General features: G+C 66.9%; 21 protein-coding genes. 11 read left to right on the top strand and 10 right to left on the bottom strand.

The window, feature by feature from the left end; genetic code table 11:
* Positions 1 to 29 precede the first annotated feature (29 nt).
* Complete coding sequence (gene rhlE1 / locus L1F06_RS20720) at positions 30 to 1,373, top strand: RNA helicase RhlE1 (protein WP_129482970.1); 1,344 nt, start codon at positions 30 to 32, stop codon at positions 1,371 to 1,373.
* An 82-nt stretch (positions 1,374 to 1,455) separates the two neighbouring features.
* Here the strand turns inward: rhlE1 and L1F06_RS20715 are convergent, their stop codons facing one another.
* The 4 genes from L1F06_RS20715 to L1F06_RS20700 form a co-directional block, all read right to left on the bottom strand.
* Positions 1,456 to 1,818 carry a VOC family protein gene (locus tag L1F06_RS20715; RefSeq protein WP_129482969.1) on the bottom strand — a complete coding sequence of 121 codons (363 nt, stop codon included), beginning with the start codon at positions 1,816 to 1,818 and terminating at the stop codon, positions 1,456 to 1,458.
* 90 nt (positions 1,819 to 1,908) lie between these two features.
* Positions 1,909 to 2,346 carry a PAS domain-containing protein gene (locus L1F06_RS20710; RefSeq protein ID WP_129482968.1) on the bottom strand — a complete coding sequence of 146 codons (438 nt, stop codon included), beginning with the start codon at positions 2,344 to 2,346 and terminating at the stop codon, positions 1,909 to 1,911.
* Between the two features lie 4 nt (positions 2,347 to 2,350).
* Positions 2,351 to 3,352 (bottom strand): response regulator, encoded by a 1,002-nt coding sequence (locus L1F06_RS20705; RefSeq protein WP_003240340.1) that lies wholly within the window; start codon positions 3,350 to 3,352, stop codon positions 2,351 to 2,353.
* Positions 3,353 to 3,537: 185 nt separating this feature from the next.
* A complete protein-coding gene (locus L1F06_RS20700; RefSeq protein ID WP_096825586.1) occupies positions 3,538 to 4,779 on the bottom strand; it encodes a TIGR03862 family flavoprotein in 1,242 nt (413 codons plus the stop codon).
* Positions 4,780 to 4,892: 113 nt separating this feature from the next.
* Between L1F06_RS20700 and L1F06_RS20695 the strand changes: the two genes are divergently transcribed.
* Positions 4,893 to 6,026, top strand: coding sequence for an aminotransferase class V-fold PLP-dependent enzyme (locus L1F06_RS20695; protein ID WP_096825587.1), 1,134 nt, complete (start codon positions 4,893 to 4,895; stop codon positions 6,024 to 6,026).
* A 3-nt stretch (positions 6,027 to 6,029) separates the two neighbouring features.
* Here L1F06_RS20695 and L1F06_RS20690 read toward each other — a convergent pair whose 3' ends face one another.
* Positions 6,030 to 6,950 (bottom strand): histone deacetylase family protein, encoded by a 921-nt coding sequence (locus L1F06_RS20690; RefSeq protein ID WP_096825588.1) that lies wholly within the window; start codon positions 6,948 to 6,950, stop codon positions 6,030 to 6,032.
* A 58-nt stretch (positions 6,951 to 7,008) separates the two neighbouring features.
* On the opposite strand from L1F06_RS20690, the gene L1F06_RS20685 reads away from it, so the two are divergent.
* Genes L1F06_RS20685 through L1F06_RS20670 form a run of 4 tightly spaced genes read left to right on the top strand, consistent with a single transcriptional unit; the run spans position 7,009 to position 10,629 of the window.
* The gene (locus L1F06_RS20685; protein ID WP_096825589.1) at positions 7,009 to 7,569 is read left to right on the top strand and encodes a GNAT family N-acetyltransferase; all 561 of its coding nucleotides are present in this window, start codon (positions 7,009 to 7,011) and stop codon (positions 7,567 to 7,569) included.
* Entirely contained in the window at positions 7,566 to 9,173 is a 1,608-nt protein-coding gene (locus tag L1F06_RS20680; RefSeq protein ID WP_129482967.1) for a nitroreductase family protein, read from the top strand. The genes L1F06_RS20685 and L1F06_RS20680 overlap by 4 nt, the downstream gene beginning before the upstream one ends.
* Positions 9,170 to 10,039, top strand: a complete 870-nt coding sequence (gene tesB, locus L1F06_RS20675; RefSeq protein ID WP_129482966.1) for an acyl-CoA thioesterase II — start codon at positions 9,170 to 9,172, stop codon at positions 10,037 to 10,039. The genes L1F06_RS20680 and tesB overlap by 4 nt, the downstream gene beginning before the upstream one ends.
* Positions 10,036 to 10,629, top strand: coding sequence for an HAD family hydrolase (locus L1F06_RS20670; RefSeq protein WP_096825591.1), 594 nt, complete (start codon positions 10,036 to 10,038; stop codon positions 10,627 to 10,629). The genes tesB and L1F06_RS20670 overlap by 4 nt, the downstream gene beginning before the upstream one ends.
* A gap of 357 nt (positions 10,630 to 10,986) precedes the next feature.
* On the opposite strand, the gene adeC is transcribed toward L1F06_RS20670, so the two are convergent.
* The 3 genes from adeC to L1F06_RS20655 all read right to left on the bottom strand — a co-directional run bounded on the left by adeC (position 10,987) and on the right by L1F06_RS20655 (position 16,860).
* A complete protein-coding gene (adeC, locus tag L1F06_RS20665; RefSeq protein ID WP_096825592.1) occupies positions 10,987 to 12,414 on the bottom strand; it encodes an AdeC/AdeK/OprM family multidrug efflux complex outer membrane factor in 1,428 nt (475 codons plus the stop codon).
* Entirely contained in the window at positions 12,411 to 15,554 is a 3,144-nt protein-coding gene (locus tag L1F06_RS20660; RefSeq protein ID WP_096825593.1) for an efflux RND transporter permease subunit, read from the bottom strand. Before L1F06_RS20660 ends, adeC begins: the two co-directional genes overlap by 4 nt.
* A gap of 157 nt (positions 15,555 to 15,711) precedes the next feature.
* Positions 15,712 to 16,860, bottom strand: a complete 1,149-nt coding sequence (locus L1F06_RS20655; RefSeq protein ID WP_096825594.1) for an efflux RND transporter periplasmic adaptor subunit — start codon at positions 16,858 to 16,860, stop codon at positions 15,712 to 15,714.
* 180 nt (positions 16,861 to 17,040) lie between these two features.
* Between L1F06_RS20655 and L1F06_RS20650 the strand changes: the two genes are divergently transcribed.
* On the top strand, positions 17,041 to 17,679 hold the full coding sequence (locus L1F06_RS20650; RefSeq protein ID WP_096825595.1) for a TetR family transcriptional regulator: 639 nt from the start codon (positions 17,041 to 17,043) through the stop codon (positions 17,677 to 17,679).
* Positions 17,680 to 17,755: 76 nt separating this feature from the next.
* Here the strand turns inward: L1F06_RS20650 and L1F06_RS20645 are convergent, their stop codons facing one another.
* Together L1F06_RS20645 and L1F06_RS20640 are read right to left on the bottom strand one after the other, a co-directional pair.
* On the bottom strand, positions 17,756 to 17,929 hold the full coding sequence (locus L1F06_RS20645; protein WP_003240369.1) for a hypothetical protein: 174 nt from the start codon (positions 17,927 to 17,929) through the stop codon (positions 17,756 to 17,758).
* Positions 17,930 to 18,151: 222 nt separating this feature from the next.
* Positions 18,152 to 19,168: a zinc-binding alcohol dehydrogenase family protein gene (locus tag L1F06_RS20640; RefSeq protein WP_129482965.1), complete on the bottom strand. Its 1,017-nt coding sequence runs from the start codon at positions 19,166 to 19,168 to the stop codon at positions 18,152 to 18,154.
* Between the two features lie 116 nt (positions 19,169 to 19,284).
* Here L1F06_RS20640 and vimR point away from each other — a divergent pair, with 116 nt between their 5' ends.
* The 4 genes from vimR to L1F06_RS20620 all read left to right on the top strand — a co-directional run bounded on the left by vimR (position 19,285) and on the right by L1F06_RS20620 (position 24,287).
* Positions 19,285 to 20,199 carry a transcription regulator VimR gene (gene vimR / locus L1F06_RS20635; RefSeq protein ID WP_129482964.1) on the top strand — a complete coding sequence of 305 codons (915 nt, stop codon included), beginning with the start codon at positions 19,285 to 19,287 and terminating at the stop codon, positions 20,197 to 20,199.
* A 104-nt stretch (positions 20,200 to 20,303) separates the two neighbouring features.
* Positions 20,304 to 20,690, top strand: a complete 387-nt coding sequence (locus L1F06_RS20630; protein ID WP_003240374.1) for a DUF2946 domain-containing protein — start codon at positions 20,304 to 20,306, stop codon at positions 20,688 to 20,690.
* 124 nt (positions 20,691 to 20,814) lie between these two features.
* On the top strand, positions 20,815 to 22,860 hold the full coding sequence (locus tag L1F06_RS20625) for a TonB-dependent receptor family protein (protein ID WP_129482963.1): 2,046 nt from the start codon (positions 20,815 to 20,817) through the stop codon (positions 22,858 to 22,860).
* Positions 22,857 to 24,287: a hypothetical protein gene (locus L1F06_RS20620; protein WP_129482962.1), complete on the top strand. Its 1,431-nt coding sequence runs from the start codon at positions 22,857 to 22,859 to the stop codon at positions 24,285 to 24,287. The genes L1F06_RS20625 and L1F06_RS20620 overlap by 4 nt, the downstream gene beginning before the upstream one ends.
* Positions 24,288 to 24,297 lie beyond the last annotated feature (10 nt).

Raw genomic sequence — 24,297 nt, 5'->3', positions numbered from 1 at the left:
CAGTTTCCTACTTCCTGCGGTTAGCCTCCATGACCTTCGCCTCCCTCGGTTTGATCGAACCGCTGCTGCGCACCCTCGCCGAACTCGACTACCAGACCCCGACCCCGGTGCAGAGCCAGGCCATCCCCGCCGTGCTCAAGGGCCGCGACCTGATGGCCGCGGCGCAGACCGGCACCGGCAAGACCGCCGGTTTCGCCCTGCCGCTGCTGCAGCGCCTGACCCTGGAAGGCCCGCAGGTGGCCAGCAACACGGTGCGTGCGCTGGTGCTGGTGCCGACCCGCGAGCTGGCCGAACAGGTGCTGCAGAGCTTCCAGGCCTACGGCCAGCACCTGCCGCTGAGCAGCTACGCGGTGTACGGCGGCGTCAGCATCAACCCGCAGATGATGAAGCTGCGCAAGGGCGTCGACGTGCTGGTGGCCACGCCGGGGCGGCTGCTCGACCTGTACCGGCAGAACGCGGTGAAGTTCGCCCAGCTGCAGACCCTGGTGCTGGACGAGGCCGACCGCATGCTCGATCTGGGCTTCGCCCGTGAGCTGGACGAGCTGTTCAGCGCGCTGCCGAAAAGGCGCCAGACCCTGCTGTTCTCCGCCACCTTCTCCGACGTGATTCGGCAGATGGCCGGCGAGCTGCTGCGCGATCCCGTGTCGGTGGAGGTCAGCCCGCGCAATGCGGCGGCCAAGAGCGTCAAGCAGTGGCTGATCCCGGTGGACAAGAAGCGCAAGAGCGAGCTGTTTCTGCACCTGTTGCAGGAAAAGCGCTGGGGCCAGGTGCTGGTGTTCGCCAAGACGCGCAAGGGCGTCGATCAGCTCGAGCAGGAGCTGCTGGCCATGGGCGTGTCCGCCGACTCGATCCACGGCGACAAGCCGCAGCCGAGCCGCCTGCGCGCGCTGGAGCGCTTCAAGGCCGGTGAGGTGCAGATCCTGGTGGCCACCGACGTGGCCGCGCGTGGCCTGGATATCGACGACCTGCCGCTGGTGGTCAACCTCGACCTGCCGATCAACGCCGAAGACTACGTGCACCGCATCGGCCGTACCGGCCGTGCCGGCAGCACCGGTGAGGCGGTCTCGCTGGTGTGCGCCGACGAGGTGGAGCTGCTGGCTGCCATCGAGCGGCTGATCCGCCAGGTGCTGCCGCGCCGCGAGGAGCCGGACTTCATCCCCGATCACCGGGTGCCGCAGACCACCATCGACGGCCAGGTGCTGAAAAAACCGAAGAAGCCCAAGCAGAAGCTGATCCCCGGCGCCGCCAAGCCTGCCGGCAAGGGCAATATCCACCTCGGCCGCTGGTTCGAGGAAGAGGATGCCAAGCCGAAAGCCAAGGCGGTGCGCAAGGTGCCGAGTTTCGGCAGCAAACCCAAGGGCGGCAAGAAGTAGGTGGAATCTCCGTTGGCGGGTTGCACCCGCCCTACGGCACGCCGCAGCCGTCTCGTAGGGCGGGGGCACCCCGCCATTGCTCTCAACTATTCTGCGCGATTCGCCACAGCACGCCGCTAGGATCGAACACCATGAACTCGCGCATGCCCCAGGGCTGATCCTGCGGCGCGATCAGTCGCGTGCCGAACCGCTCATCCAGACGGGCTGCCTGAATCTGCTGCCACCACGCATCGACTTCTTCCACCAGCAGGTGCATGACGAAGTTCTCCGCCTGTTCCTTCACGTAGAAGTTCTGCAGCAGAAAGGCGCAGTGATCACCATGGCTGAAATAGGCCATCTGTTCGTCCGACCAACCGCGCTTAAAGCCCATGGCCTGGTAGAAATCCATGCTCAGGGCGAAGTCCCGTGCCGGGACGAAGGTTTTCAGTTCAACACTGCGCAGCATGTAAATCCCTTTTCTGAGAGCCGTAGCCCGGATGCTATCCGGGAACATTGTATGCAGCATGACCCGGATTGCATCCGGGCTACGACAACCTCAACTCGTAGATTGCGCCTGCGCCGCCACGGCCGCCGCGGTCATGTCGTAGATCACCAGACACACATGCTCCACCGGCTGGCCGGCCAGCGGCAGCAGGGTGACGTTCTGATACATGAAATCGGCCTGGCCGGTGATCGGCTGATAGCTCTTGAAACGCATCAGGTAGGGGCGCTGCTGCCACAGGCTGAAGGCGCGGGTGCCCAGCTGTACCACGCTTTCCACCTTGCGCTCCAGCCAGGGACGGTCGATGTCCGGGAACAGCTCGAACAGCGAGCGCCCCTGCACCTGATCCGGCCCCAGCCCGGAGTGGTTCTCCATGAAGGCGTTCCACACCTCGACGCGGTACTGGCGGTCGAGCACCAGCACGCCGACGTCGATGCACTGCACGATGTCGAGCAGCCAGTGAACCTCCTTGATATCGATCTGCGCGGGCATCGCCTCACTCCATCAGGTAGCCGATCTTCGCCGTCAGGCGGGCGATCGAGTCTTCGGTGAACAACAGCAGCAGGTCGAAATGAATGGCGTGGCCCTCCAGGCTGTAGCTGATCTCCACGGCCAGGGTCTTGCGCCAGCGCTGGCGGTTGACCTGAATCAGCTGGTCGAGGCTGGCATGCTGGCCGAGCAGTTGCGGGTGGCCCTGGGAGAAACGCAGGTCGAGCTGCTCGGCGACGCCGGCCAGGCAGGCGCCGATCAGGATGCTGGCCAGGTCCAGCAGCATCTCCGAAGTCTGCGTCTCGTTCTTCGGCTGCCAGCCGAGCAGGCGCGCCATGTCGTTCACTTCCGAGTCATGGAACAACAGCAGCGCCTCGCCGGCGATGGCTTCGCCGATGAAGCCCTGGCAGATGGCGCTGAAGCGCTCGCCGCGCTGGGCGTCGAGCAGGGTCATGTGTAGCTCGCTGACCTCGAAGAGATTCACCTGCGGCACGGGGAGCTGCACGAATACCCCCAGCACCTTGGCCAGCAGGGCGGCGGCGCGGCCCATGGCGACGTTGCTCACCTCGCGCAGGGCGTCGCGGAAGCTCACCTTCAGCTCCGACAGCGCCGCGGCCTGGGCCTGCGCCATGGGCGTGGCCTGGGGGTTGAACAGGCCCAGTTCGATCAGCGTCTGGCGCAGGATGGCGGGGTCAGCGGGTTTCCTGATAAAGGCCAGGGCGCCCAGCTCGCGCACGCGGCGCACGGCTTCGTCCTGCACGTCGCCGGACACCACGATGACCTGGCTCTGCAGCCCCTCGGCCCGCAGCGCGGCCAGGGTCTGGTAGCCGTCGAGCACCGGCATGGTCAGGTCCAGCAGCATGATCTGGCCCTGGCCCTGGCGAACCAGTGCCAGTGCCTCCTCGCCATTGGCCGCCTGGCTCAGGGTCACCGGCCATTCCGGCGGCAGCGCGCGAATCAGTTGCTTGCGCGCCATGTTGGAGTCGTCGCAGACCAGCAGCGGGATCACGGCGGGGGATTACCTGTGTGGGGGAGCGCTGAAACTGAGCATAGACGCAGCCTGGGGCAAGGGCACGGCGGTTTTTCCGGTGTAGGGCGGCGTGTCGCCGGACTACCAGGCGCCATGATCGCCTGGTAGGAGCCCGCTTGCGGGCGATCGAGGCGGCATGAGGCGGATCGCCCGCAAGCGGGCTCCTACGCCAGGTGCTGCAGCCAGCGCAGAATGCCCTGCGCTGCCACCTGCCCGCTGGCGAAGCAGGCGGTGAGCAGGTAACCGCCGGTGGGCGCTTCCCAGTCGAGCATCTCGCCGGCGCAGAACACGCCGGGCAGGGCCTTGAGCATCAGTCCGTCGTCCAATGCCTCGAAGCGCACGCCGCCGGCGCTGCTGATCGCCTCATCCAGCGGGCGGGTGCGCAGCAGGGTGATGGGTAGCGCCTTGATCCACAGAGCAAGCGCGGCCGGATCAGTGAAAGCCTCGGCGGGGGCGAGCTCGCGCAGCAGGGCAGCTTTCACGCCGTCGAGGCCGGCCTGGCGGTGCAGGTGCTTGGCCATGGAATGCTTGCCGCGCGGCTTGCCCAGCGCCTGCTGCAGTTTGGCCAGCGGCATCTGTGGCAGCAGGTCGAGGTGGATCAGGGCCTGGCCGTCGGCCTCGATGGCGCGGCGGATATCGGCGGAAAAGGCGTACACCAAGCTGCCTTCGATGCCGCCTGCGGTCAGCACGAATTCACCGATGCGAGGCACCTGGCCGGGCAGGCTCAAGGCGACGTTCTTCAGCGGCGCCCCGGCGAATTTCTCCCTGAGATATTCACTCCAGCCGGCCACTTCGAAACCGCAGTTGCTCGGTTTCAGGGCCGCTACTTCGACGCCGCGCTGCTGCAACAGGGCCGTCCAGGCGCCATCGGAGCCCAGGCGCGCCCAGCTGCCGCCGCCCAGGGCCAGCAGGCAGGCATCGGCGGCCAGTGCGCGTTCGCCGTCTGCGCCGGCGATACGCAGGCTGCCGTCCTGGTTCCAGCCCAGCCAGCGGCTGCGGGTATGGATGGTCACGCCCAGCTCGCGCAGGCGGCGCAGCCAGGCGCGCAGCAGCGGTGCGGCCTTCATGTCGCTGGGGAACACGCGGCCGGAGGTGCCGACGAAGGTGTCGATACCCAGGCCATGAATCCAGGCGCGCAGGGCGTCGGCATCGAACTCGTGCAGGAGCCTTGCGACCTCGGCCTGGCGCTCGCCGTAACGGCCGATAAAGGCGTCCTTGGGCTCGGAGTGGGTGATGTTCATGCCGCCAACGCCGGCCAGCAGGAACTTGCGCCCCACCGAGGGCATGGCGTCGATCAGCTCCACGCGCACGCCACCCTGCGCCAGCACCTCGGCAGCCATCAGCCCGGCAGGGCCACCGCCGATAATGGCGACGTGATGAGCATTGGGCTGAGCGGCAGTAGTCATGGCGATGAGCAGACAGGAGAAAGGCTGCGCATTCTACCCGAGTGCTCCCCGGCCTTGTCATTTGCCCCGGGTTGGGGCAGGTTCAGCTCGAACCTTTTCGGCTGGAGCCCGTTATGTCCCAGATCTGCCCCGACATCGATCCCGATGGCCTGCTCGAATATTCGGTGGTTTACACCGACCGCTCGCTGAACCATATGTCGCAGTCGTTCCAGGGCGTGATGCGCGATATCTCCGCCACCCTGAAACAGGTCTACAACGCCCATGCCGTGGCGGTGGTGCCGGGCAGCGGCACCTACGGCATGGAGGCGGTGGCGCGTCAGCTGGCGACCGGGCAGAAGTGCATGGTGCTGCGCAACGGCTGGTTCAGCTACCGCTGGACGCAGATCTTCGACATGGGCCGCATTCCCGCCGAGGCCCAGGTGCTCAAGGCGCGCCCGGTCGCCGAAGGCCATCAGGCCGCCTTCGCTCCGACGCCGCTGGACGAGGTGCTGGCCACCATCGCCGAGCAGAAACCACAGGTGATATTCGCTCCGCACGTGGAAACCTCGTCGGGCATGATCCTGCCGGACGACTACCTGCGCGCGGTGAGCGATGCAGTGCACGCGGTCGGGGGCCTGCTCGTGCTCGACTGCATCGCCTCCGGCACCCTCTGGGTGGATATGCAGGCCTGTGGCGTCGACGTGCTGATCAGCGCGCCGCAGAAGGGCTGGAGCGCCTCGCCCTGCTGCGCCCTGGTGATGCTCAGCGAAGCGGCGCAGGCGCGCGTCGAGGCGACGCAGAGCACCAGCTTCGCCTGCGACCTGAAGAAGTGGCTGCAGATCATGCAGGCCTACGAGCAGGGCGGCCACGCCTACCACGCCACCATGCCCAGCGATGCCCTGGCGCGTTTCCGCGACGCCATGTTCGAGGCCAAGGCCATCGGCTTTGCCAAGGTGCGTGAGCAGCAGCAGGAACTCGGCGACCGGGTGCGTGCGCTGCTGGCGGCGCGCGGCTTCAGAAGCGTCGCCGCCAAGGGCTTCGAGGCGCCTGGCGTGGTCGTCTGCTACACCGACGATGCGCAGATCAAGACCGGCGCCAAGTTCGCCGCCGTCGGCCTGCAGATCGCCGCTGGCGTGCCGCTGCAGTGCGACGAGCCGGCGGACTTCCAGACCTTCCGCCTCGGCCTGTTCGGGCTGGACAAGCTGGGCAACGTCGAGCGCACGGTGAAGACGCTGGAGCAGGCGTTGGACAAGGTGCAGGTCGGCTGATCCTCAGCGCAACCCTCGCGCCGCCCACACCCTTGCGGCGCTGTGATGCAGGATGCCGTGGCGGCGGGCGAGGGCGGCGTGATCCTTCGAGTAACCGCCGCCGATCACTCCGAGTACGGGAATGTCGCGGCCCAGGCAGTGATGCAGCACGGCTTCGTCGCGGGCGGCCAGGCCGGCGTCGGTGAGTTGCAGGTAGCCCAGGGCGTCGTCCTTGTGCACGTCGACGCCGGCGTCGTAGAGCACCAGGTCCGGCTGGTAGATCGGCAGCAGGTAGTTCAGCGTGTCATCCACCACCTTCAAATAATCGGCGTCGCCCATGCCGCGCGGCAGGGGAATGTCCCAATCGCTCTGCGCCTTGCGCGCCGGGAAGTTCTGTTCGCAATGCAGTGACACGGTGATCGCATCCGGCTCGTCTTCCAGCAGCCGCGCGGTGCCGTCGCCCTGGTGCACGTCGCAGTCGAAGATCAGCACGCGATGCACGCGGCCGGCCTCCAGCAGGTAGCGGGCGATCACCGCCAGGTCGTTGAAGATGCAGAAGCCGGAGGGAAAGTCGTAGTGCGCATGGTGCGTGCCGCCGGCCAGGTGGCAGGCCAGGCCATGTTGCAGGGCCAGTTCGGCAGTCAGCAGCGAGCCGCCCACGGCACGCACCGTGCGCCGCGCCAGCGCTTCGCTCCAGGGCAGGCCGAGGCGGCGCTGGTCCTCGTATGACAGCTCGCCGGCCATGTAGCGGGCGATGTAGTCCGGGCAGTGAACCAGGGCGAGAATCTCCGCCGGGCACAGCTCCGGCCGTTGCAGTTCGGCATCGCTGGTCAGGCCGCTATCGACCAGGTGATCGCGCAGCAGACGGAATTTCTCCATGGGGAAGCGATGCCCGGCCGGGAAGGGCGGGCTGTAATCCTCGTGGTAGACCAGCGGTAGCGGCATACAATGACGACTCAAGCGAATTGACGGCTTATGGTCGCAGCCAATCGAGACAACTGCCATGCCCCTGATCGAAACCTCCACCGAGCGGCTGCTGCTGCGCGCCTGGCGCGACAGTGATCTGCCGGCGCTGGCCGCGCTGAATGCCGATGCCGAGGTGATGCGCCATTTCCCCGCGCCGCTGGACGCCGAACAGAGTGCGCGCCTGCTGGCGCGCTTGCGTGCGCATCATGAGCAACATGGTTTCACCTTCTGGGCACTGCAGCGGCGCGACAGCGGCGAGCTGATCGGTTTCACCGGCCTGGCGCAGGTCGGCTTCGAGGCGCCTTTCGTGCCGGCCGTGGAAATCGGCTGGCGTCTGGCGCGGGCGCACTGGCGCCAGGGCTATGCCGGCGAGGCAGCGCGCGCCGCGCTGGCGGTGGCCTTCGAGCAGCTTGGGCTGGACGAAGTGGTGAGCTTTACCGTGCCGGCCAATCTGCCGTCGCAGGCGGTGATGCGCAGCATCGGCATGCAGCGTGACCCGGCCGGCGATTTTCTCCACCCGCGTTTACCGGACGGTCATCCGCTGCAACTGCATGTGCTTCATCGCATCCGCTGCGAACAGTGGGAGGCCGGACGATGAAGGATGTGCTCGCCTATCACCAGCTCAGCAAGCATGCGCCGGAACGCTTCGCGCCGGGGCCGGGGCAGCTGGATTGGGCGACCCAGCCGGCGCCGTTTCGCCGCTACGAAGGCGCTCGGCTGATCGAGCTGCACCACCGCCCGCTGGAAGAAGGGCCGGGCTACGACACGGCATTTGCCGGGCCTCACACACCGCCCGCGCCGCTGGATCGCGCCAGCGTCTCGCAACTGCTGTACGACAGCCTGGCCATTTCCGCCTGGAAGGAAGCCGGCGGCAATCGCTGGGCGCTGCGGGTCAATCCGTCATCCGGCAACCTGCACCCGACCGAGGCCTATCTGCTGTTGCCGCCAGGTGCCGTGGATGAGGTCGCTGTGTTGGCCCACTATTCCCCGGATGCCCATGCGCTGGAGATACGCAGTGAGTTGCCCGCGCCGCTTGGCCGGCAGCTGGCGAGCAGTCTGCCGCCCGGTGGTTTTCTCCTGGGGCTGAGCAGCATCGCCTGGCGCGAGGCCTGGAAGTACGGCGAGCGCGCCTACCGTTACTGCCAGCACGACCTGGGGCATGCCCTGGCGGCGTTGGCCATCGCCGCCAGCGTGCAGGGCTGGCAGGTGCGCATGCTGCATGGCGTGGCCGAAGCGCGTCTGGACGGCCTGCTGGGACTGGATGGAGACAACTTTCACGAGGCCGAACACGGCGACTGCCTGCTGTGGATCGGCCCGGCGCAAGCGATGGAAATCGCGCTGCCCGAAACCCTGCTTAACGGGTTGGCGCAGCTAGAGCGGGTCGGGGCGCCCAATCGTCTGTCGCGCGAGTATCGCCACTGGCCGGAGCTGCAGCGGGTGCATGGGCTGTGCCGCGCGCCGGCACGTCCTCGCGCCGTCTGGAGCCTGGATGCGGCCAACGCAGGGGCTGACAACCCCGGCCTGCCACTGCGGCCGATCCTGCATCGCCGACGCAGTGCGCAGGCCATGGATGGCCGCAGCGGCATTCAGGCGTCACTGCTGCTGGCCTGGCTGCGTCGCCTGCTGCCGCAGCACTCGCCGGTGCCCTTCGCCGTCAGCGGCGAGCCGAGCGAGATCGACCTGCTGCTGTTCGTCCATCGCGTGCAGGGCCTGGAGCCGGGGCTGTACTGGCTGGATCGCACAGGCAGCGGGGTGCAGCCACTGCGCGAGGATTACCAATGGCTGCGGGTCGATGACGAGCTGCCGCTGTACCGTCTGCTCGAAGGCGACGCCCGTGGTCTGGCGGGCTTTCTCAGTTGCGGCCAGGACATCGCCGCCGATGGCTGCGTGGCCTTGGCCATGCTGGCGCGGGTGGAGCGCGCCCTGGCCAATGGCGCCTGGCGCTATCCCAGGCTCTACTGGGAGTGTGGCCAGATCGGTCAGTTGCTCTATCTGGAAGCCGAAGCGGCAGGGCTTTCCGGTACGGGCATCGGTTGCTACTTCGACGACGCCTTGCGCGAGTTGCTCGGCGATGCCGACAGCGGGCTGCAAAGTCTTTACCATTTCACCCTTGGCCGCGCCGTTTGGGATGAACGCCTGACATCGCTGCCGGCCTACCCGCAACTGCGTATACCCCCCGTGCAAGGAGATGACACCCCATGACTCAGGTTCTCGATGATCTGGTGGCGCTGCTCAGCCTGGAGCAGATCGAGGAAAACCTGTTCCGTGGCCGCAGCCAGGATCTCGGTTTTCGCCAGCTGTTCGGCGGCCAGGTGCTTGGCCAGTGCATCTCCGCCGTCAGCCAGACGGTCGAGGAGGCGCGCCATGTGCACTCCATGCACGGCTACTTCCTGCGCCCGGGCGATGCCAGCCTGCCGGTGGTCTATCAGGTCGAGCGCACCCGCGATGGCGGCAGCTTCAGCACCCGCCGCGTGGTGGCGGTGCAGAAGGGCAAGCCGATCTTCTTCTGCAGTGCCTCGTTCCAGTACGACGAGGAAGGCTTCCACCACCAGAGCGAGATGCCGGATGTGCCCGGCCCCGAGAACCTGAAATCGGAAACCGAGCTGGCGCGCATGGTGGCGCCGATGATTCCCGAGCGCATGCGCGAGCGTGCGATCAGCGACAAGCCCATCGAGATCCGCCCGGTCACCCTGATCAACCCTTTCGCGCCGCAGCCTTGCGAGCCGGTCAAGTACGTGTGGTTCCGCGCCGCCGGCGAGCTGCCGGACGACCCGCAGTTGCACAAGTACCTGCTGGCCTACGCCAGCGACTTCAACCTGCTGACCACCTCGATGCAGCCGCACGGCGTGTCGGTGTTCCAGAAGTTCATGCAGGTGGCCAGCCTCGACCACTCGCTGTGGTTCCACCGCAACCTGCGCATGGACGACTGGCTGCTGTACGCCATGGACAGCCCCTGGGCCGGCAATGCCCGCGGTTTCTCCCGTGCCAGCATCTACAACCGCCAGGGCGAACTGGTGGCCTCCGCCGCCCAGGAGGGCCTGACCCGCGTGCGTGAGGACTGGAAGTGAGAACACTGCGCGAGGCGCGCCACTGGGTGTTCGACATGGACGGCACCCTGACTCTGGCGGTGCATGATTTCCCCGCAATCAAGCGGGCGCTGGGCATTCCTGAAGAAGACGACATCCTCCATCACCTGGCGGCGCTGCCGGCGGAGGAGGCCGCGGCCAAGCATGCCTGGCTGCTGGAGCACGAGCGCGAACTGGCGGTGGCCTCACGCCCGGCGCCGGGCGCCATCGACCTGGTGCGCGCCCTGTGCGAGCGCGGTTGTCAGCTCGGCATCCTCACCCGCAATGCCCATGCCCTGGCCCTGCTGACCCTGCAGGCCATCGGCCTGGATGACTGCTTCGCCAGGGCGGACATCCTTGGCCGCGACGAGGCGCCGCCCAAGCCGCATCCGGGCGGGCTGCTGCATCTGGCCGAGCGCTGGGCGGTCAAGCCGCAGGAGCTGGTGATGGTCGGCGACTACCGCTTCGACCTGGAATGCGCCCAGGCTGCGGGCGCGCGCAGCGTGCTGGTCAACCTGCCGGACAACCCCTGGCCGGAGCTGACCGAGCTGCATGCGCAGGATTGCGCGCAGCTGCTGGCTGCGTTGGGCTGAGTGGCGGCACGGAGCATAGGGCGAAATCGGGGGCGGGCGGATCGCGAATGAATTCGCTCCTACAAAGAGGGCACTGCGCGCCAGCTCGCCTTCAACGTTCTCTGGAGGCTTCGGGTGCCTGCCACTGACAACAGGCGGCTTCAGGTTTCTGTAGGAGCGAATTCATTCGCGAAAGCGAACTTCAGGCTGCGTCCGAATCGCCGCCATCCAACTATCGCCAAGCCTCAGGGTCCCAGATTTCGTTGGGGCTACGGTGCGGCCTCCGTCAGAACGCGTACAAAAAAACGCCCCCGCAAAGACTGCGGGGGCGGCGCGTGGGGTAAGGTCGTCCTTGAAGCGGGTTACGCGCGGTCAACCTTATGGGGCGTTGCTCCCCGTATCGCTCCAGCCCCCACCCAGGGCCTTGTACAGCTCCACTTCGCTGCTGAGCTGGGCCAGGCGGTCGGCGATCAGTTGCTGGCGTACGCTGAACAGCTGGCGCTGGGCGTCGAGCAGGGTCAGGTAGCTGTCCACGCCGGTGCGGTAGCGGCGCTCGGCCAGGTCGTAGTAGGTCTCGGTGGTGTCCAGCAATGCGCGCTGGGCATCCAGCTGGCGGCGGTAGGTGGTGCGCGCGGCGAGGCGGTCGGCGACCTCCTGGAAGGCCACCTGAATGGCTTTCTCGTACTGCGCGACCTGGATATCGCTCTGCAGCTCGGCATAGTCGAGGTTGGCGCGCAGGCGGCCGGCGTTGAAGATCGGCAGGCTGATCTGCGGCTGGAACAGCCAGGTGCCCGAGCCGCTGTCGAACAGGCCGGACAGCTGGCTGCTGGCGGTGCCGGCATTGGCGGTCAGGCTGATGTTGGGAAAGAACGCCGCACGCGCCGCGCCGATATTGGCGTTGGCCGCCTTGAGCTGGTACTCGGCCTGCAGCAGGTCGGGGCGACGCTGCAGCAGGTCGGCGGGCAGGCCGGCCGGTACCTGCTCCAGCAGTTCGGCATCCAGCGCCAGGCCCTGCGGCAGGTCGGCCGGCAGGCCGCTGCCGAGCAGCTGGGTCAGGGCGTTGCGGTCCTGGGCGACCAGACGCTGGTACTGCGCCAGGCTCACTCGCGCGCTATCCACCGCGCTGCGCGCCTGGCTCAGGGCCAGGGCATCGGCGACGCCGACGTCGAAGCTGCGCTGGGTCAGCTGGTAGCTTTCCTCGAAGGTCTTCAGGGTGTCCTGGGTCAGCTCGAGCAGCGCCAGGTCGGCCTGCCACTGCAGGTAGGCGTTGGCGACGCTGGCCACCAGGCTGATCTGCGTGCTGCGCGCGGCCTGTTCGGTGGCCAGGTACTGCTGCAGGGCCTGCTCGCTAAGGCTGCGCAGGCGACCGAAGAAGTCCAGCTCCCAGGCGTTGACGCCCAACGTGGCGCTGTACTGGCCGCCGGTGCGGGCTTCGCCGGTCTGGCTCAGGTCGGCCGGCAGGCGCTGGCGGGTGCCGGCGCCATCGGCGGAAACCGAGGGCAGCAGGTCGGCGCGCTGGATGCGGTACAGCGCGCGGTAGGCCTCGACGTTCAGTGCGGCGACGCGCAGGTCACGGTTGTTCTCCAGTGCCACCTGCACCAGTTGCTGCAGCGCCGGGTCACGGAAGAACTCGCGCCATTGCAGGTCGGCGGCGGCGCGGCTGCCTTCGCTGGCGGCGCTGCCGTAGGCCTCGCCCTGCGGCCAGTCGGCGGCCACCGGGGCGTCCGGGCGCTGATAGTCGGGAATCAGGCTGCAGCCGCTGAGCAGAGCGGCGGCCACGGCCAGGGACAACAGGGACTGCCTCATTGCAGTACCTCCTTCTCGTTTTCAACGGCCGGCTCGGTTCTCTTCTTCTCGAACAGCGAGCAGACCACCACGTAGAACAGCGGAATCCAGAAGATCGCCAGCACCAGGGCGCTGAGCATGCCGCCGATCACCCCGGTGCCGATGGCGTGCTTGCTGCCGGCTCCGGCACCACTGGCGATGGCCAGCGGCAGACAGCCGAGGATGAACGCCAGCGAGGTCATCACGATGGGGCGCAGACGCATGCGGCAGGCCTCGATGGCGGCTTCGGCCAGGCCCATGCCCTGCTCGTACTGCGCCTTGGCGAACTCGACGATGAGGATCGCGTTACGCGCCGACAGACCGATGGTGGTGAGCAGGCCGACCTTGAAGAACACGTCGTTGGACAGCCCGCGCAGTTCGGTGAACAGCAGCGCACCGATGATCCCCAGCGGCACCACCAGCATCACCGAGAACGGGATCGACCAGCTCTCGTACAGCGCTGCCAGGCAGAGGAACACCACGATGGCGGAGATCACGAACAGTGCAGTGGTCTGCGAGCCTGCCAGGCGCTCCTCGTAGGACAGACCGGTCCAGGAGTAGCCGACGCCCTGCGGCAGCTGCGAGGCGATTTCCTCCACCGCGGCCATGGCGTCACCGGTGCTGTAGCCGGGGGCTGGCGCACCGAGGATCTCCACCGCCGAGACGCCGTTGTAACGCGCCAGCTTGGGCGCGCCGTAGGTCCACTCGCCGCTGGCGAAGGCGCTGAACGGCACCATGCGGCCCTGGTCGTTGCGCACGTACCACTTGTTCAGGTCCTCCGGGCTCATGCGCGATTGCGCCGTGCCCTGCAGATACACCTTCTTCACCCGGCCGCGATCGATGAAGTCGTTGACGTAGCTGGCGCCCCAGGCGATCGACAGGGTGCTGTTGATGTCCGCCAGCGACAGGCCGAGGGCGCGGGCGCGCTCGTCGTCGATCAGCAGCTGGTACTGCGCCTCGTCGCGCAGGCCGTTGGCGCGCACGCTGTCGAGCACCGGATGCTGGTCGGCCAGCTGCAGGAACTTGTCGCGTGCCTCGTTCATCACCTGATGGCCGACGCCGGCCTGGTCCTGCAGGAAGAAGTTGAAGCCGGTGGCGTTACCCATCTCCATCACCGCCGGCGGAGCGAAGGCGAACACCATGGCATCGCGGAAGCTGAAGAAATGTCGCTGCGCACGTTGCGCCAGCGCCGCCACGCCATTCTCCTCACCCGGACGTTCGCCCCAGGGCTTGAGCATGATGAAGGCCATGCCGGAGCTCTGGCCGCGGCCGGCGAAGTTGAAGCCGGTGACGGTGAACACCGACTTGACCGTGCTCGCTTCTTCTTCCAGCAGGTACTGGCGCATCTCGTCGACCACCACCTGGGTACGCTCGGCACTGGAGCCGGACGGCGTCTGCACCTGGGCGAACAGCACGCCCTGGTCTTCCTCGGGGAGGAAGGCGGTGGGGATGCGGCTGAACATGAATGCCATGATCGCCACGATCACCAGGTACAGCAGCAGGTACGGCGCCTTGCGCTTGAGCATGCCGGCCACACCGCGCTGGTAGGCATTGCTGGTGCGGTCGAAGGAGCGGTTGAACCAGCCGAAGAAGCCGCGCTTGGCTTCATGGTGCTCGCCGTCGATGGGCTTGAGCAGGGTGGCGCACAGCGCCGGGGTGAAGATCAGCGCCACCAGCACCGACAGGGCCATGGCCGAGACGATGGTGATGGAGAACTGCCGGTAGATCACCCCGGTGGAGCCGCCGAAGAAGGCCATCGGCAGGAACACCGCCGACAGCACCAGGGCGATGCCGATCAGCGCGCCCTGGATCTGGCCCATGGACTTGCGCGTCGCTTCCTTGGGCGACAGGCCGTCCTCGCGCATCACCCGCTCGACGTTCTCCACCACCACGATGGCGTCGTCCACCAGCAGGCCGATGGCCAGGACCATGGCGAACATGGTCAGGGTATTGATGGAGAAGCCGAACGCGGCGAGCACGCCGAAGGTGCCGAGCAGCACCACCGGCACCGCCATGGTCGGGATGATGGTGGCGCGCAGGTTCTGCAGGAACAGGAACATCACCAGGAACACCAGCACGATGGCTTCGAACAGGGTGTGCACCACCCCTTCGATGGAGGCCGAGATCACCGGCGTGGTGTCGTAGGGGAAGACCACTTCCATACCCGCCGGGAAGAACGGCTCCAGGGTGGCGATGGTTTCGCGCACCGCCTTGGCGGTGTCCAGGGCGTTGGCGCCGGTGGCCAGGCGAATCGCCAGGCCGGAGGCGGGCAGGCCGTTGAACTGCGCGTTGATGGCGTAGTTCTCGCCACCCAGCTCCACCTTGGCGACGTCGTCCAGGCGCACCTGGGAACCGTCGGCCTGGACCTTGAGCAGGATCTTGCGGAACTCTTCCGGGCTCTGCAGGCGGGTCTTGCCGATGATGGTGGCGTTGAGCTGGTTGCCCGGCGCGGCCGGCAGGCCCCCGAACTGGCCGGAGGAGATCTGCACGTTCTGCGCCTGGATGGCGCTGCGCACGTCCACCGGCGTCAGCTGGAAGGCATTGAGCTTGGCCGGGTCGAGCCAGATGCGCATGGCGTACTGCGCGCCGAACACCTGGAAGTCGCCGACACCCTTGGTCCGCGAGATCGGGTCCTGCAGGTTGGAGACGATGTAGTCCGACAGGTCCTCACGGGTCATGCTGCCGTCTTTCGACACCACGCCGATGACCATGAGGAAGTTGCGCACCGACTTGGTCACGCGGATGCCCTGTTGCTGCACTTCCTGCGGCAGCAGCGGAGTGGCCAGCTGCAGCTTGTTTTGCACCTGGACCTGGGCGATATCCGGGTTAACCCCCTGCTCGAAGGTCACGATGATTTCCATGCTGCCGTCGGAGTTGCTCGACGAGCTGACATAGCGCAGGCCATCGAGGCCGTTGAGCTGCTGTTCGATCACCTGCACCACGGTGTCCTGCACCGTCTGCGCCGAGGCGCCCGGGTAGCTGACCTGGATGGCAACGGCGGGTGGCGCGATGCTCGGGTACTGGTTGATCGGCAGCTTGAGGATGGACAGGCCGCCGGCCAGCATGATCACCAGGGCGATCACCCAGGCGAAGATAGGCCTGTCGATAAAGAATCTGGACATTCAGTAGCTCTCCTTCAGAGGGCGTTTACAAATTACTGCGCTCGGCCATGCTGCGTTGAAATCAGCCTCAAAATGCTCATGTACTACTCGTACACTCCGCTTTTTCGGCTGGTTTCGCCTTGCCTGACCATCGCTCGCTACTTTTGTAAACACCCTCTTATCCCTTGCCGTTGTTCTTGGCGGCGTCCTGCGCCACCTCGCCGGCTTTCACGTTGCGCGCCGGCACGGCCTTGACCTCGGTGCCGGGCTGGACGAACTGCAGGCCTTCGGTGATCAGGCGATCACCTTCCTGCAGGCCATCCTCCACCAGCCAGGTGTTGCCGGCGGTGCGGTCGGCCTTGAGTACGCGCAGTTCGACCTTGTTGTCGGCGCCCACCACCATCGCCGTCGGTTCGCCGCGCTGGTTGCGGGTCACGCCCTGCTGCGGGGCGAGGATGGCGTTCTCCTTGACCCCGGAGAGCAGCTCGGCATGTACGAACATGCCCGGCAGCAGCAGGTGGTCGGGGTTGGGGAACACGGCGCGCAGGGTCACCGAACCGGTGCTTTCGTCCACCGCCACCTCGGAGAATTCCAGGGTGCCTTCATGGGCGTAACGGCTGCCGTCCTCCAGCTTCAGCGCGACCTTGGCGGCGCTATCGCTGGCCTTCTGCAGGCGCCCATCGGCCAGATCGCGGCGCAGGCGCAGCAGATCCTTGCTCGACTGGGTGACGTCGACGTAGATCGGGTCGAGCTGCTGGATGGTGGCCATGGCGTTGGCTTGACCGTTGCTGACCAGCGCGCCTTCGGTCACCGCGGAGCGGCCGATGCGACCGCTGATGGGCGCCATCACCTTGGTGTAGCGCAGGTCGATGCGCGCCTGCTCCAGCGCGGCGTCGGCCTGCAGGCCGGCGGCCCGCGCCTCGTCGTAAGCCTGTTGGCTGACCGCCTTGTCGGCCACCAGCAGCTTGTAGCGGTCGGCCAGGGATTTGGCCGACAGCTGCGTGGCCTGGGCGCTCTTGAACGCGGCTTCGTAGGTGGCCGGGTCGATCTGGTACAGCTGCTGACCGGCCTTGACTTCGCTGCCTTCGGTGAACAGGCGCTTCTGGATGATGCCATTGACCTGCGGGCGCACCTCGGCGATGCGGTAGGCGCTGGTACGGCCGGGCACCTCGGTGGTGAGGGCAAAGGGCTGCGCCTGTAGCGTCACCACTCCGACTTCGGGGGCTTGCTGGGCCTGTGGGGCGCTGGCTTCCTTGCAGCCGCCAAGGCTGAGCAGAGCCACGGCGATGGCGGAAACCAAGGCGGCTACGGCTGGCTTCGTATGCATCTGAGAGAACCTCGTTTGTCGAATCGCTGCCCGAAGGGGCGGAGGAGGGGGTAATTGAGAACCAATGCCGCGGAATATACTTACGTACGTGAATGTTTGTAAATGCCTAAAACTGCCTGCATACTCCCAGACCGCACCTGTTACAGGGGCGGTTCAGGCGATGCGACGGCAGGTAGGTGAATGGTCAGACGAACCAAAGAAGAGGCACAGGCGACGCGGGCGCAGATACTCGATGCCGCGGAGCAGGTGTTCCACTCCCAGGGCGTATCCCGGGCGTCACTGGCGGAGGTGGCCAAGGCGGCGGGCGTCACCCGCGGCGCCATCTACTGGCACTTCGAGAACAAGATCGATCTGTTCCAGGCCATGCTCGAGCGTCTGCGTCTGCCGCTGGAGGAACTGGCGCGGGCCAGCGAGAGCGAGGACGAACCTGACCCGCTGGGCTGCATGCGCGAACTGCTGATCAAGGCGCTGACACGCCTGGCGAGCGAGCCGCAGACCCGGCGTACCCATGACATCCTGCGTTACAAATGCGAGTACACCGGCGAGCTGCTCGGCCTGCGCGAGCGCATGCAGGCGCTCAGTGCCGAGTGCGATCAGCGCATCGCCAAGGCGTTGAGCAACGCCGTCGGCAAGGGCCAGCTACCGGCTGAACTGGACTGCCAGCGCGCGGCCGTCTGCCTGCATGCCTACATGGAAGGCATCGAGGCCAACTGGCTGCTGGTACCCAGCTTCGACCTGGCTGCCCAGGCCCCGGCGCTGGTCGATACCGTGCTGGACATGCTGCGCAGCCCCGCGCTGCGTCGGGTGCCGATTGGTTAAGCGTAGGGTGCGCCATGCGCACCAAGGGCGAGCCCGGTGCTATCGGTGCGCACAGCGCACCCTACGGACATCGCGGTCAGCCCGCCCGACGCTGCGCGGGCAGGCTGTGTGGCGCACGCAGGCGCGCTTGCAGCGTGGCGACGAAGACGCGGGCCTGCTCCTCGCTGCGAAAACTCACGCAATGCTGATCCAGCTGCACCTGCCATCGGCGTTCACCACCCTGATCGAGTGGTTGGACGAGAATCTTCATGCTGACCACCTCCTGAGCTGACCTTGAAATCGAAGCCGTTTGGAGAGTGGTCATCCTAGTCCGTGCCGGTGATCCTTTGCTGACCTGGATCAGGGTGCGAGGCGCCGTTTCGCTGCCGGGGCGACGAACGGCGCCGATGCCATGGTTTAGGGGGGGCGGGCGGCGCTCCGCTTCAGCCTGTAGGGTGGGCTTTAGCCCACCACGCCACGCCACCATCGCACCTCAAAACCCTTCGAGCACGATCTTGCCCTTGGCCTTGCCACTTTCCAGCAGCGCGTGGGCGCGGCGCAGGTTGGCCGCGTCGATGCGGCCGAAATGCTCGCCGAGGGTGGTCTTGAGCACGCCGCTGTCCACCAGTTCCGCCACGCGCTGCAGCAGGCGGTGCTGCTCGATCATGTCCTCGGTCTGGTACAGCGAGCGGGTGAACATCAGCTCCCAGTGCAGCGACAGGCTCTTGCGCTTGAGCTGCATGACGTCCAGCGGTTGCAGCGGGTCGTCGATCAGCGCCAGGCGCCCTTGCGGCTGCAGGCACTCGATCAGCTGGGCATAGTGCTGGTCGGTCTGGGTCAGGCTGGCGACATGGCTGACCTGGCCGATGCCGATACGGGCCAGTTCCTCGCTCAGCGGCTTGCCGTGGTCGATCACGTGATGCGCGCCCAGCTCGCGGACCCAGGCCTGGGTTTCCGGGCGCGAGGCGGTGCCGATCACGGTCAGGCCGGTCAGGCGGCGCGCCAGCTGGGTGAGGATCGAACCAACGCCGCCGGCCGCGCCGACGATCAGCAGGCTCTGGCCCTGATCGGTCGAGCCTTCGGCGATCTGCAGGCGCTCGAACAACAGCTCCCAGGCGGTGATGGCGGTCAGCGGCAGGGCTGCCGCCTCGGCGAAGGACAGGCTGGCGGGCATGCGCCCGACGATGCGCTCATCCACCAGATGCAACTCACTGTTGGCACCGGCGCGGTCGATGGCGCCGGCATAGAACACCCGGTCGCCGGGCTGGAACAGGCTGACCTCGCTGCCCACCGCCTTGACCACGCCGGCGGCGTCCCAACCGAGTACCTTGGCTGCGCCGTGTTCCGGCGCGACGTTGCGACGGATCTTGGTATCGACCGGGTTGACCGAAATGGCGCGCACCTCCACCAGCAGGTCGTGCGGGCCGGGGGACGGTGCATCCAATTGTACGTCCTGCAGGGCTTCGGGGTGATCGGCAGGCAGGGATTGATAGTAGGCAACGGCTTTCATGCTGGGGCTCCGGTTTACGGGTTCAGGCGATAGGGCCCATGGTCATCTGTTCTGCTGGTTGAAAAAAGCAGCTGGGGATAGAGTCTCTTTCATCATTATTTTGAAAGTGAGCCGCCATGCTGCGTTTCGACGACCTGCAACTCTTCGTGCGTACCGCCGAATCCGGCAGCCTGTCCGCCGCGGCGCGGCTGCTGGATGTCTCGCCGGCCGTGGCCAGCGCCGCACTCAAGCGTCTCGAGCAGCAGTTGCAGGTGCGCCTGCTGGCGCGCTCGACGCGCAGCCTGCGCCTGACGCCCGAGGGCGAGCTGTATCTGGTGCATGCGCGGCTGGCGTTGCAGAGCCTGGAGGAAGGGCGCCAGCAACTGATCGGCAGCCAGCAGGGCATTTGCGGTGTGCTGCAGCTGTCGGCGCCTTCGGATCTGGGGCGCAACACGCTGCTGCCCTGGCTCGACGCATTCCAGGCCGAGCATCCGCAACTGCAGCTGCGCCTGCTGCTGGCCGACCGGGTGGCCGATCTGTTCCGCGAGCCGGTGGATATCGCCCTGCGCTACGGCGCACCGGAAGACTCCAGCCTGGTGGCACTGCCGGTGGCGCCGGACAATCGCCGCGTGCTCTGCGCTGCACCAGCCTACCTGGCGCGTCATGGCGCACCGCGAACGGTGGAGGAGCTGGGCGGACACAACTGCCTGCTGTACATGCTGCACGGGCGCGTGCATGACCGCTGGCGCTTCCAGAGCGGCAAGCGCGAGACTCTGCTGACGGTGGCCGGCAATCGCGTCAGCGACGATGCCGATGTCACCCGGCGCTGGGCCGTGGCCGGGCAGGGCGTGGTGTACAAGTCCTTTCTGGACGTGGCCGACGATGTGCGCGAAGGCCGCCTGCAGGTGCTGCTGCCGGACTGGCAGGGCGAGCCAACACCGCTGTATCTGGTCTGCGCCCATCGCGCCCAGCTGAGCAAGGCGGTGCATCTGCTGCGCGAGTTCCTGCAGCGGCGTTGCCAGCGTCTGCTGGAGGCCGCGCCGTGGCGTTAGCCGCGCGCGATAAAGCTGCAAACGCCTGCTAGACTCCCGTACCAAACGACTGCGGCAACGCACCGCAGTGTCGCGTCGCCATCCTCTGTTTAGAGTCGCGCCCCATGAAACTGGCCCGCAAAGACCGCTCGCTGACCGCCTGGTTGCTGTACTTCAGCATCCTGTTCGGTGCGTTCGCCTGCGCCATCAGCCATGGTCAGATGGCCGGCCTGCAGCTCAGCGGGCTGAGCAGCCAGTACTGCTCGTTCGAGGGCAACTTCGGTGCCGGTGCCGATCTCGACGGCTCCGGCGTGGTGGCGCCCAATCCGGCCACCGGCAGCGGCTGCGCCCTGGGCAGCCTGTTCAGCGCCATCATCCTGGCCGCCTTCTTCGGCTTGCTGGGCTTGCTGGCAGCCGCTCGCAGGCCTGCTGCGACCTGGCTGTTCGTCCCGCATCCGCTTCGCTATCTCTGGCCCTCGGCCAATCCCCGTGCTTCTCCCGCACTGATCTGAGTCGTTCCTGGCGGCCGCTCCTAGGGCCGCGTTGGTTACCTGCGATCAGATAAGAACTGCGCTTGTCGGTGCCTGCAAACCTGCATCCGGGCGGCACCCGACCAGCCGACGTTGGGGGAAATCCATGCGTCAGATGTCCGTATTCAGCCTGCTGGCCGCCAGTGCCAGCCTGGCCACCTGCGCTCATGCCGCGCATATCGAGCTGGAAGACAGCACCGTGGTGGCGCGCGAGCAGCGCGATGCCACCGCACCGAGCATCGCCGAGAAGCGCGCCGAGTTCGCGCGCATTCCCGGCGGTGCCGGCATCGTCGATGCCGACACCTACAAGACCGGGCGTGCGAGCTCGCCGCAGGACGCCCTCGGGCACGCCACCGGGGTCTACATCCAGTCGCGCTCCGGCGCCGAGGAGTCGCGCCTGTCGATTCGCGGCTCGGGTCTGCAGCGCACCTTCCACCAGCGCGGCATCCTGCTGATGCAGGATGGTGCGCCGCTGAACCTGGCCGATGGCAGTGGCGATTTCCAGAGCATCGAGCCGATCGCCCTGGACCACATCGAGGTGATGCGTGGCGCCAATGCCTGGCGCTACGGCGCGGCCAACCTGGGCGGGGCGATCAACTTCGTCACGCCCACCGGCAAGAGCGCGCCCAAGGCGCAGCTGCGCACCGAGGCGGGGAGTTTCGACTACCGCCGCGTCTTCGGCGCCGTCGCCCAGGACTTCGGCGACTGGGACGCCTACCTGAGCGTTTCCGACTATTCCCAGGACGGTTTCCGCGATCACGCCCGTCAGGACAATCAGCGCTACTTCGCCAATATCGGCGGGCGCATCAACGAAAGGCTGTCCACGCGCTTCCACGTCAGCCACGTGGAAACCGACTCGGAACTTCCCGGCAGCCTGACCAAGGCGCAATTGCGGCGTAACCCCGAGCAGGCCGCGTCGAGCGCGGTGACGGGCGACAACAAGCGCGATTTCACGCTCAACCGGTTCGGCAACATCACCACCCTGCAACTCGATGGCGGCCACAGCCTGGAGCTGTCGAGCTTCTACAGCGAGAAGTCGCTGTGGCACCCGATCTTCCAGGTACTGGAGGTGGACAGCGAGGACCTCGGCGTACGCCTGACGCACAAATGGCACAACGCCGAGGGATGGCACTGGAGCGCCGGCCTCGAGGCGCTGCAGGGGCGCAATCAGACGAAGAATTACGTCAATGTTGCCGGCCGGCGCGGCAATCTGGTCGACCGTCAGCTGCAGACTGCACGCAGCCTCAACGCCTTCAGCGAGCTGGAAGTGCCGCTGGCCGAGGACTGGGCGCTGATCGGTGGCCTGACCTGGCTGCACAGCGAGCGGGACGTCGACGACAAGCTCAAGAGCAGCTTCAACTTCGCCGGCTTGCCCAGCGGTTTTCGCGACGACTCCTTCACCAGAAGTTACAGTGCGCGGATTGGCCGGATCGGTCTGCGCCACGAACTGGCCGAGGGCGTGCAACTGTTCGGCAACCTCAGCCAGAGCTTCGAGCCGCCCACCTTCAGCGAGCTGACCGGTGGCGCCATCGTTACCGAGAACGACGCGCAGAAGGCCACCACGCTGGAAGCCGGCATGCGCATCAGCCGGGGCCACCTGGATCTTGACCTGGCTGTGTACCGCAGCGAGGTTCGCGATGAGCTGCTCGGTTATGCCAACCCGCTCAATCCCACCCAGGTGGTCACCACCAACGCCGATCGCACCGTGCACCAGGGTATCGAGCTGGGCGCTGCCTGGCAGCTGGGCAATCTGCTCCTGCGCGGGCATTACCTGCTCAACGACTTCCGCTTCGACGACGATCCCGCCTACGGCAACAACCGCATCGCCGGCGTGCCGAGCCAGTTCCTCAAGGGCGAGCTGCTCTGGCAGCAGGATGGCTGGTATGTCGGCCCGACCCTGGAATGGGTGCCGGTGCATTACGCGGCCGACCATGCCGAGTCGCTGTATGCCGAGGCCTACGCCATCTGGGGCATGAAAGGCGGCTACCGTCCGCGCGAGGGCCTGGGGTTCTTCGTCGAAGGGCGCAACCTTTCCGACAAGACCTACATCGCCACCACCGGCGTGGTGGCCAACGCCAATGGCCGGGATGCCGCGCTGTTCATGCCTGGCGATGGCCGCAGCCTGTACGTCGGCCTGGAGTGGAAGCTGTGACGGCGGCCCTGCAGGCGCTGCCGCGCGCGACCTGGCGTCAGCGCCTGTTGCGGCTGATGCCCTGGCACCGGCGCCTGGCGATGCTGGCTTGCCTCGGGGTGTTCTGCTGGGCCGGCAGCGGCATGCTGCATCCGCTGATGGGCTACCTGCAGCCACGGGCGCAGACCATGGCCGCGCCGCAGCAGGTGGTGCCGCTGGACGACCTGCGCAGTCCCGCGCAGGTGCTCGCCGCTGCGGCCATCGAGCGGGTGCAGGCGTTGCGCCTGCTGGTGCTGGCCGGCGAGCCTTATTATCAGGCGCGTCTGCCCGGCGAACTGCAGCCGCGCTACTGGCATGCGCGCAGTGGCGAGGCCGTCGACCTGACCGCGGCGCATGCCGAAAGCCTGGCCCGGCATTACCTCGGCAGTGAGGAAAGCCTGACCTACGACGGCAGCCTCGGGCACTTCGGCAGCGAATATGCCTTCATCAACCGTCTGCTGCCGGTGGCGCGGGTCGACACCCGGCGCGAGGACGGCCTGAGGCTGTACGTCGATCTGTTCCATGACCGCCTCGGCACCCTGGTGGATCAGCGCAAGGCCTGGTTCAGCGCCTTCTTCCAGACCCTGCACAGCTTTCGCTGGCTGGATGCGGCTGGGCCGCTGCGCCCGTTGCTGATGGCCGTGCTGCTGGCCTCGATCCTGAGCGCGACGCTGTTCGGTATCGCGTTGTTCGTGGCGCGGCGCCGCGCCCGCAGTTTCAGTCGCCGCCTGCATGGCTGGTGGGGGCTGGGCCTGGCTGCGGCCACCCTGAGCTTCGCCAGCAGCGGCGCCTGGCACCTGCTGCACAAGCAGACGGCGGAACCCTGGCCTGCCGCCTACGCGGCGAGTTTCGAGGTGGCTCTGCTGGATCAGGCGCCCAGCGCCGATTGGCTGCTGCGTGGCGAGCAGCTGTTCGGCCTGAGCCTGCTGGAACTGGACGGCAAGCCGATCTGGCGCGCCCAGGGGCAGCAGTTCGGCATGATGCCGACCCTGCACTACCTGGATGCCGCCGGCCGGGAGCTGGATATCGACAGCGCGCGCCGCCATGCCCGTCAGCGTTTCGAACATTACGCCGCTGCGCTCGGCCTGGGCGAGATGCAGAGCCTGACGCTGCAATCGCAGTTCGATCACGAGTACGGCTTCGTCTTCAAGCGCCTGCCGGTGTTCAAGGCCACATACGCCGATGCGAAACGCACCGCTCTGTATATCGATCCGCTGGACGGCGCGCTGGCCAGCCGCGTGCAGGACGCCGACCGCCGCGAGGGCTGGGTGTTCGCCTACCTGCACAAGTGGGAGTTTCTCGCCGGCCTGGGCAATGGCTACAAGCATCTGATGCTGGGCCTGTTTGCGCTGGCGCACGTGCTGCTGGCGCTGGTCGGCCTGAGCCTGCTGCGCCGGAGCGCGCGCTGATGACCGGCCG

Origin of the sequence: Pseudomonas hydrolytica, assembly GCF_021495345.1 — a bacterium.
In the GTDB taxonomy this organism is placed as follows: domain Bacteria; phylum Pseudomonadota; class Gammaproteobacteria; order Pseudomonadales; family Pseudomonadaceae; genus Aquipseudomonas; species Aquipseudomonas hydrolytica.
The sequence above is the reverse complement of the archived record's forward strand: the minus strand, read 5'-3'. Positions and strand labels throughout refer to the sequence as shown.

Coding starts and splice junctions, on each gene's coding strand:
- L1F06_RS20700 (WP_096825586.1), bottom strand. CDS start 4,779: ATGACTACTGCCGCTCAGCCCAATGCTCATCACGTCGCCATTATCGGC.
- L1F06_RS20640 (WP_129482965.1), bottom strand. CDS start 19,168: ATGAAAGCCGTTGCCTACTATCAATCCCTGCCTGCCGATCACCCCGAA.
- L1F06_RS20715 (WP_129482969.1), bottom strand. CDS start 1,818: ATGCTGCGCAGTGTTGAACTGAAAACCTTCGTCCCGGCACGGGACTTC.
- L1F06_RS20685 (WP_096825589.1), top strand. CDS start 7,009: ATGCCCCTGATCGAAACCTCCACCGAGCGGCTGCTGCTGCGCGCCTGG.
- L1F06_RS20645 (WP_003240369.1), bottom strand. CDS start 17,929: ATGAAGATTCTCGTCCAACCACTCGATCAGGGTGGTGAACGCCGATGG.
- L1F06_RS20660 (WP_096825593.1), bottom strand. CDS start 15,554: ATGTCCAGATTCTTTATCGACAGGCCTATCTTCGCCTGGGTGATCGCC.
- L1F06_RS20690 (WP_096825588.1), bottom strand. CDS start 6,950: ATGCCGCTACCGCTGGTCTACCACGAGGATTACAGCCCGCCCTTCCCG.
- L1F06_RS20630 (WP_003240374.1), top strand. CDS start 20,304: ATGAAACTGGCCCGCAAAGACCGCTCGCTGACCGCCTGGTTGCTGTAC.
- L1F06_RS20625 (WP_129482963.1), top strand. CDS start 20,815: ATGCGTCAGATGTCCGTATTCAGCCTGCTGGCCGCCAGTGCCAGCCTG.
- adeC (WP_096825592.1), bottom strand. CDS start 12,414: ATGAGGCAGTCCCTGTTGTCCCTGGCCGTGGCCGCCGCTCTGCTCAGC.
- rhlE1 (WP_129482970.1), top strand. CDS start 30: ATGACCTTCGCCTCCCTCGGTTTGATCGAACCGCTGCTGCGCACCCTC.
- tesB (WP_129482966.1), top strand. CDS start 9,170: ATGACTCAGGTTCTCGATGATCTGGTGGCGCTGCTCAGCCTGGAGCAG.
- L1F06_RS20710 (WP_129482968.1), bottom strand. CDS start 2,346: ATGCCCGCGCAGATCGATATCAAGGAGGTTCACTGGCTGCTCGACATC.
- L1F06_RS20680 (WP_129482967.1), top strand. CDS start 7,566: ATGAAGGATGTGCTCGCCTATCACCAGCTCAGCAAGCATGCGCCGGAA.
- L1F06_RS20655 (WP_096825594.1), bottom strand. CDS start 16,860: ATGCATACGAAGCCAGCCGTAGCCGCCTTGGTTTCCGCCATCGCCGTG.
- L1F06_RS20695 (WP_096825587.1), top strand. CDS start 4,893: ATGTCCCAGATCTGCCCCGACATCGATCCCGATGGCCTGCTCGAATAT.
- L1F06_RS20650 (WP_096825595.1), top strand. CDS start 17,041: ATGGTCAGACGAACCAAAGAAGAGGCACAGGCGACGCGGGCGCAGATA.
- vimR (WP_129482964.1), top strand. CDS start 19,285: ATGCTGCGTTTCGACGACCTGCAACTCTTCGTGCGTACCGCCGAATCC.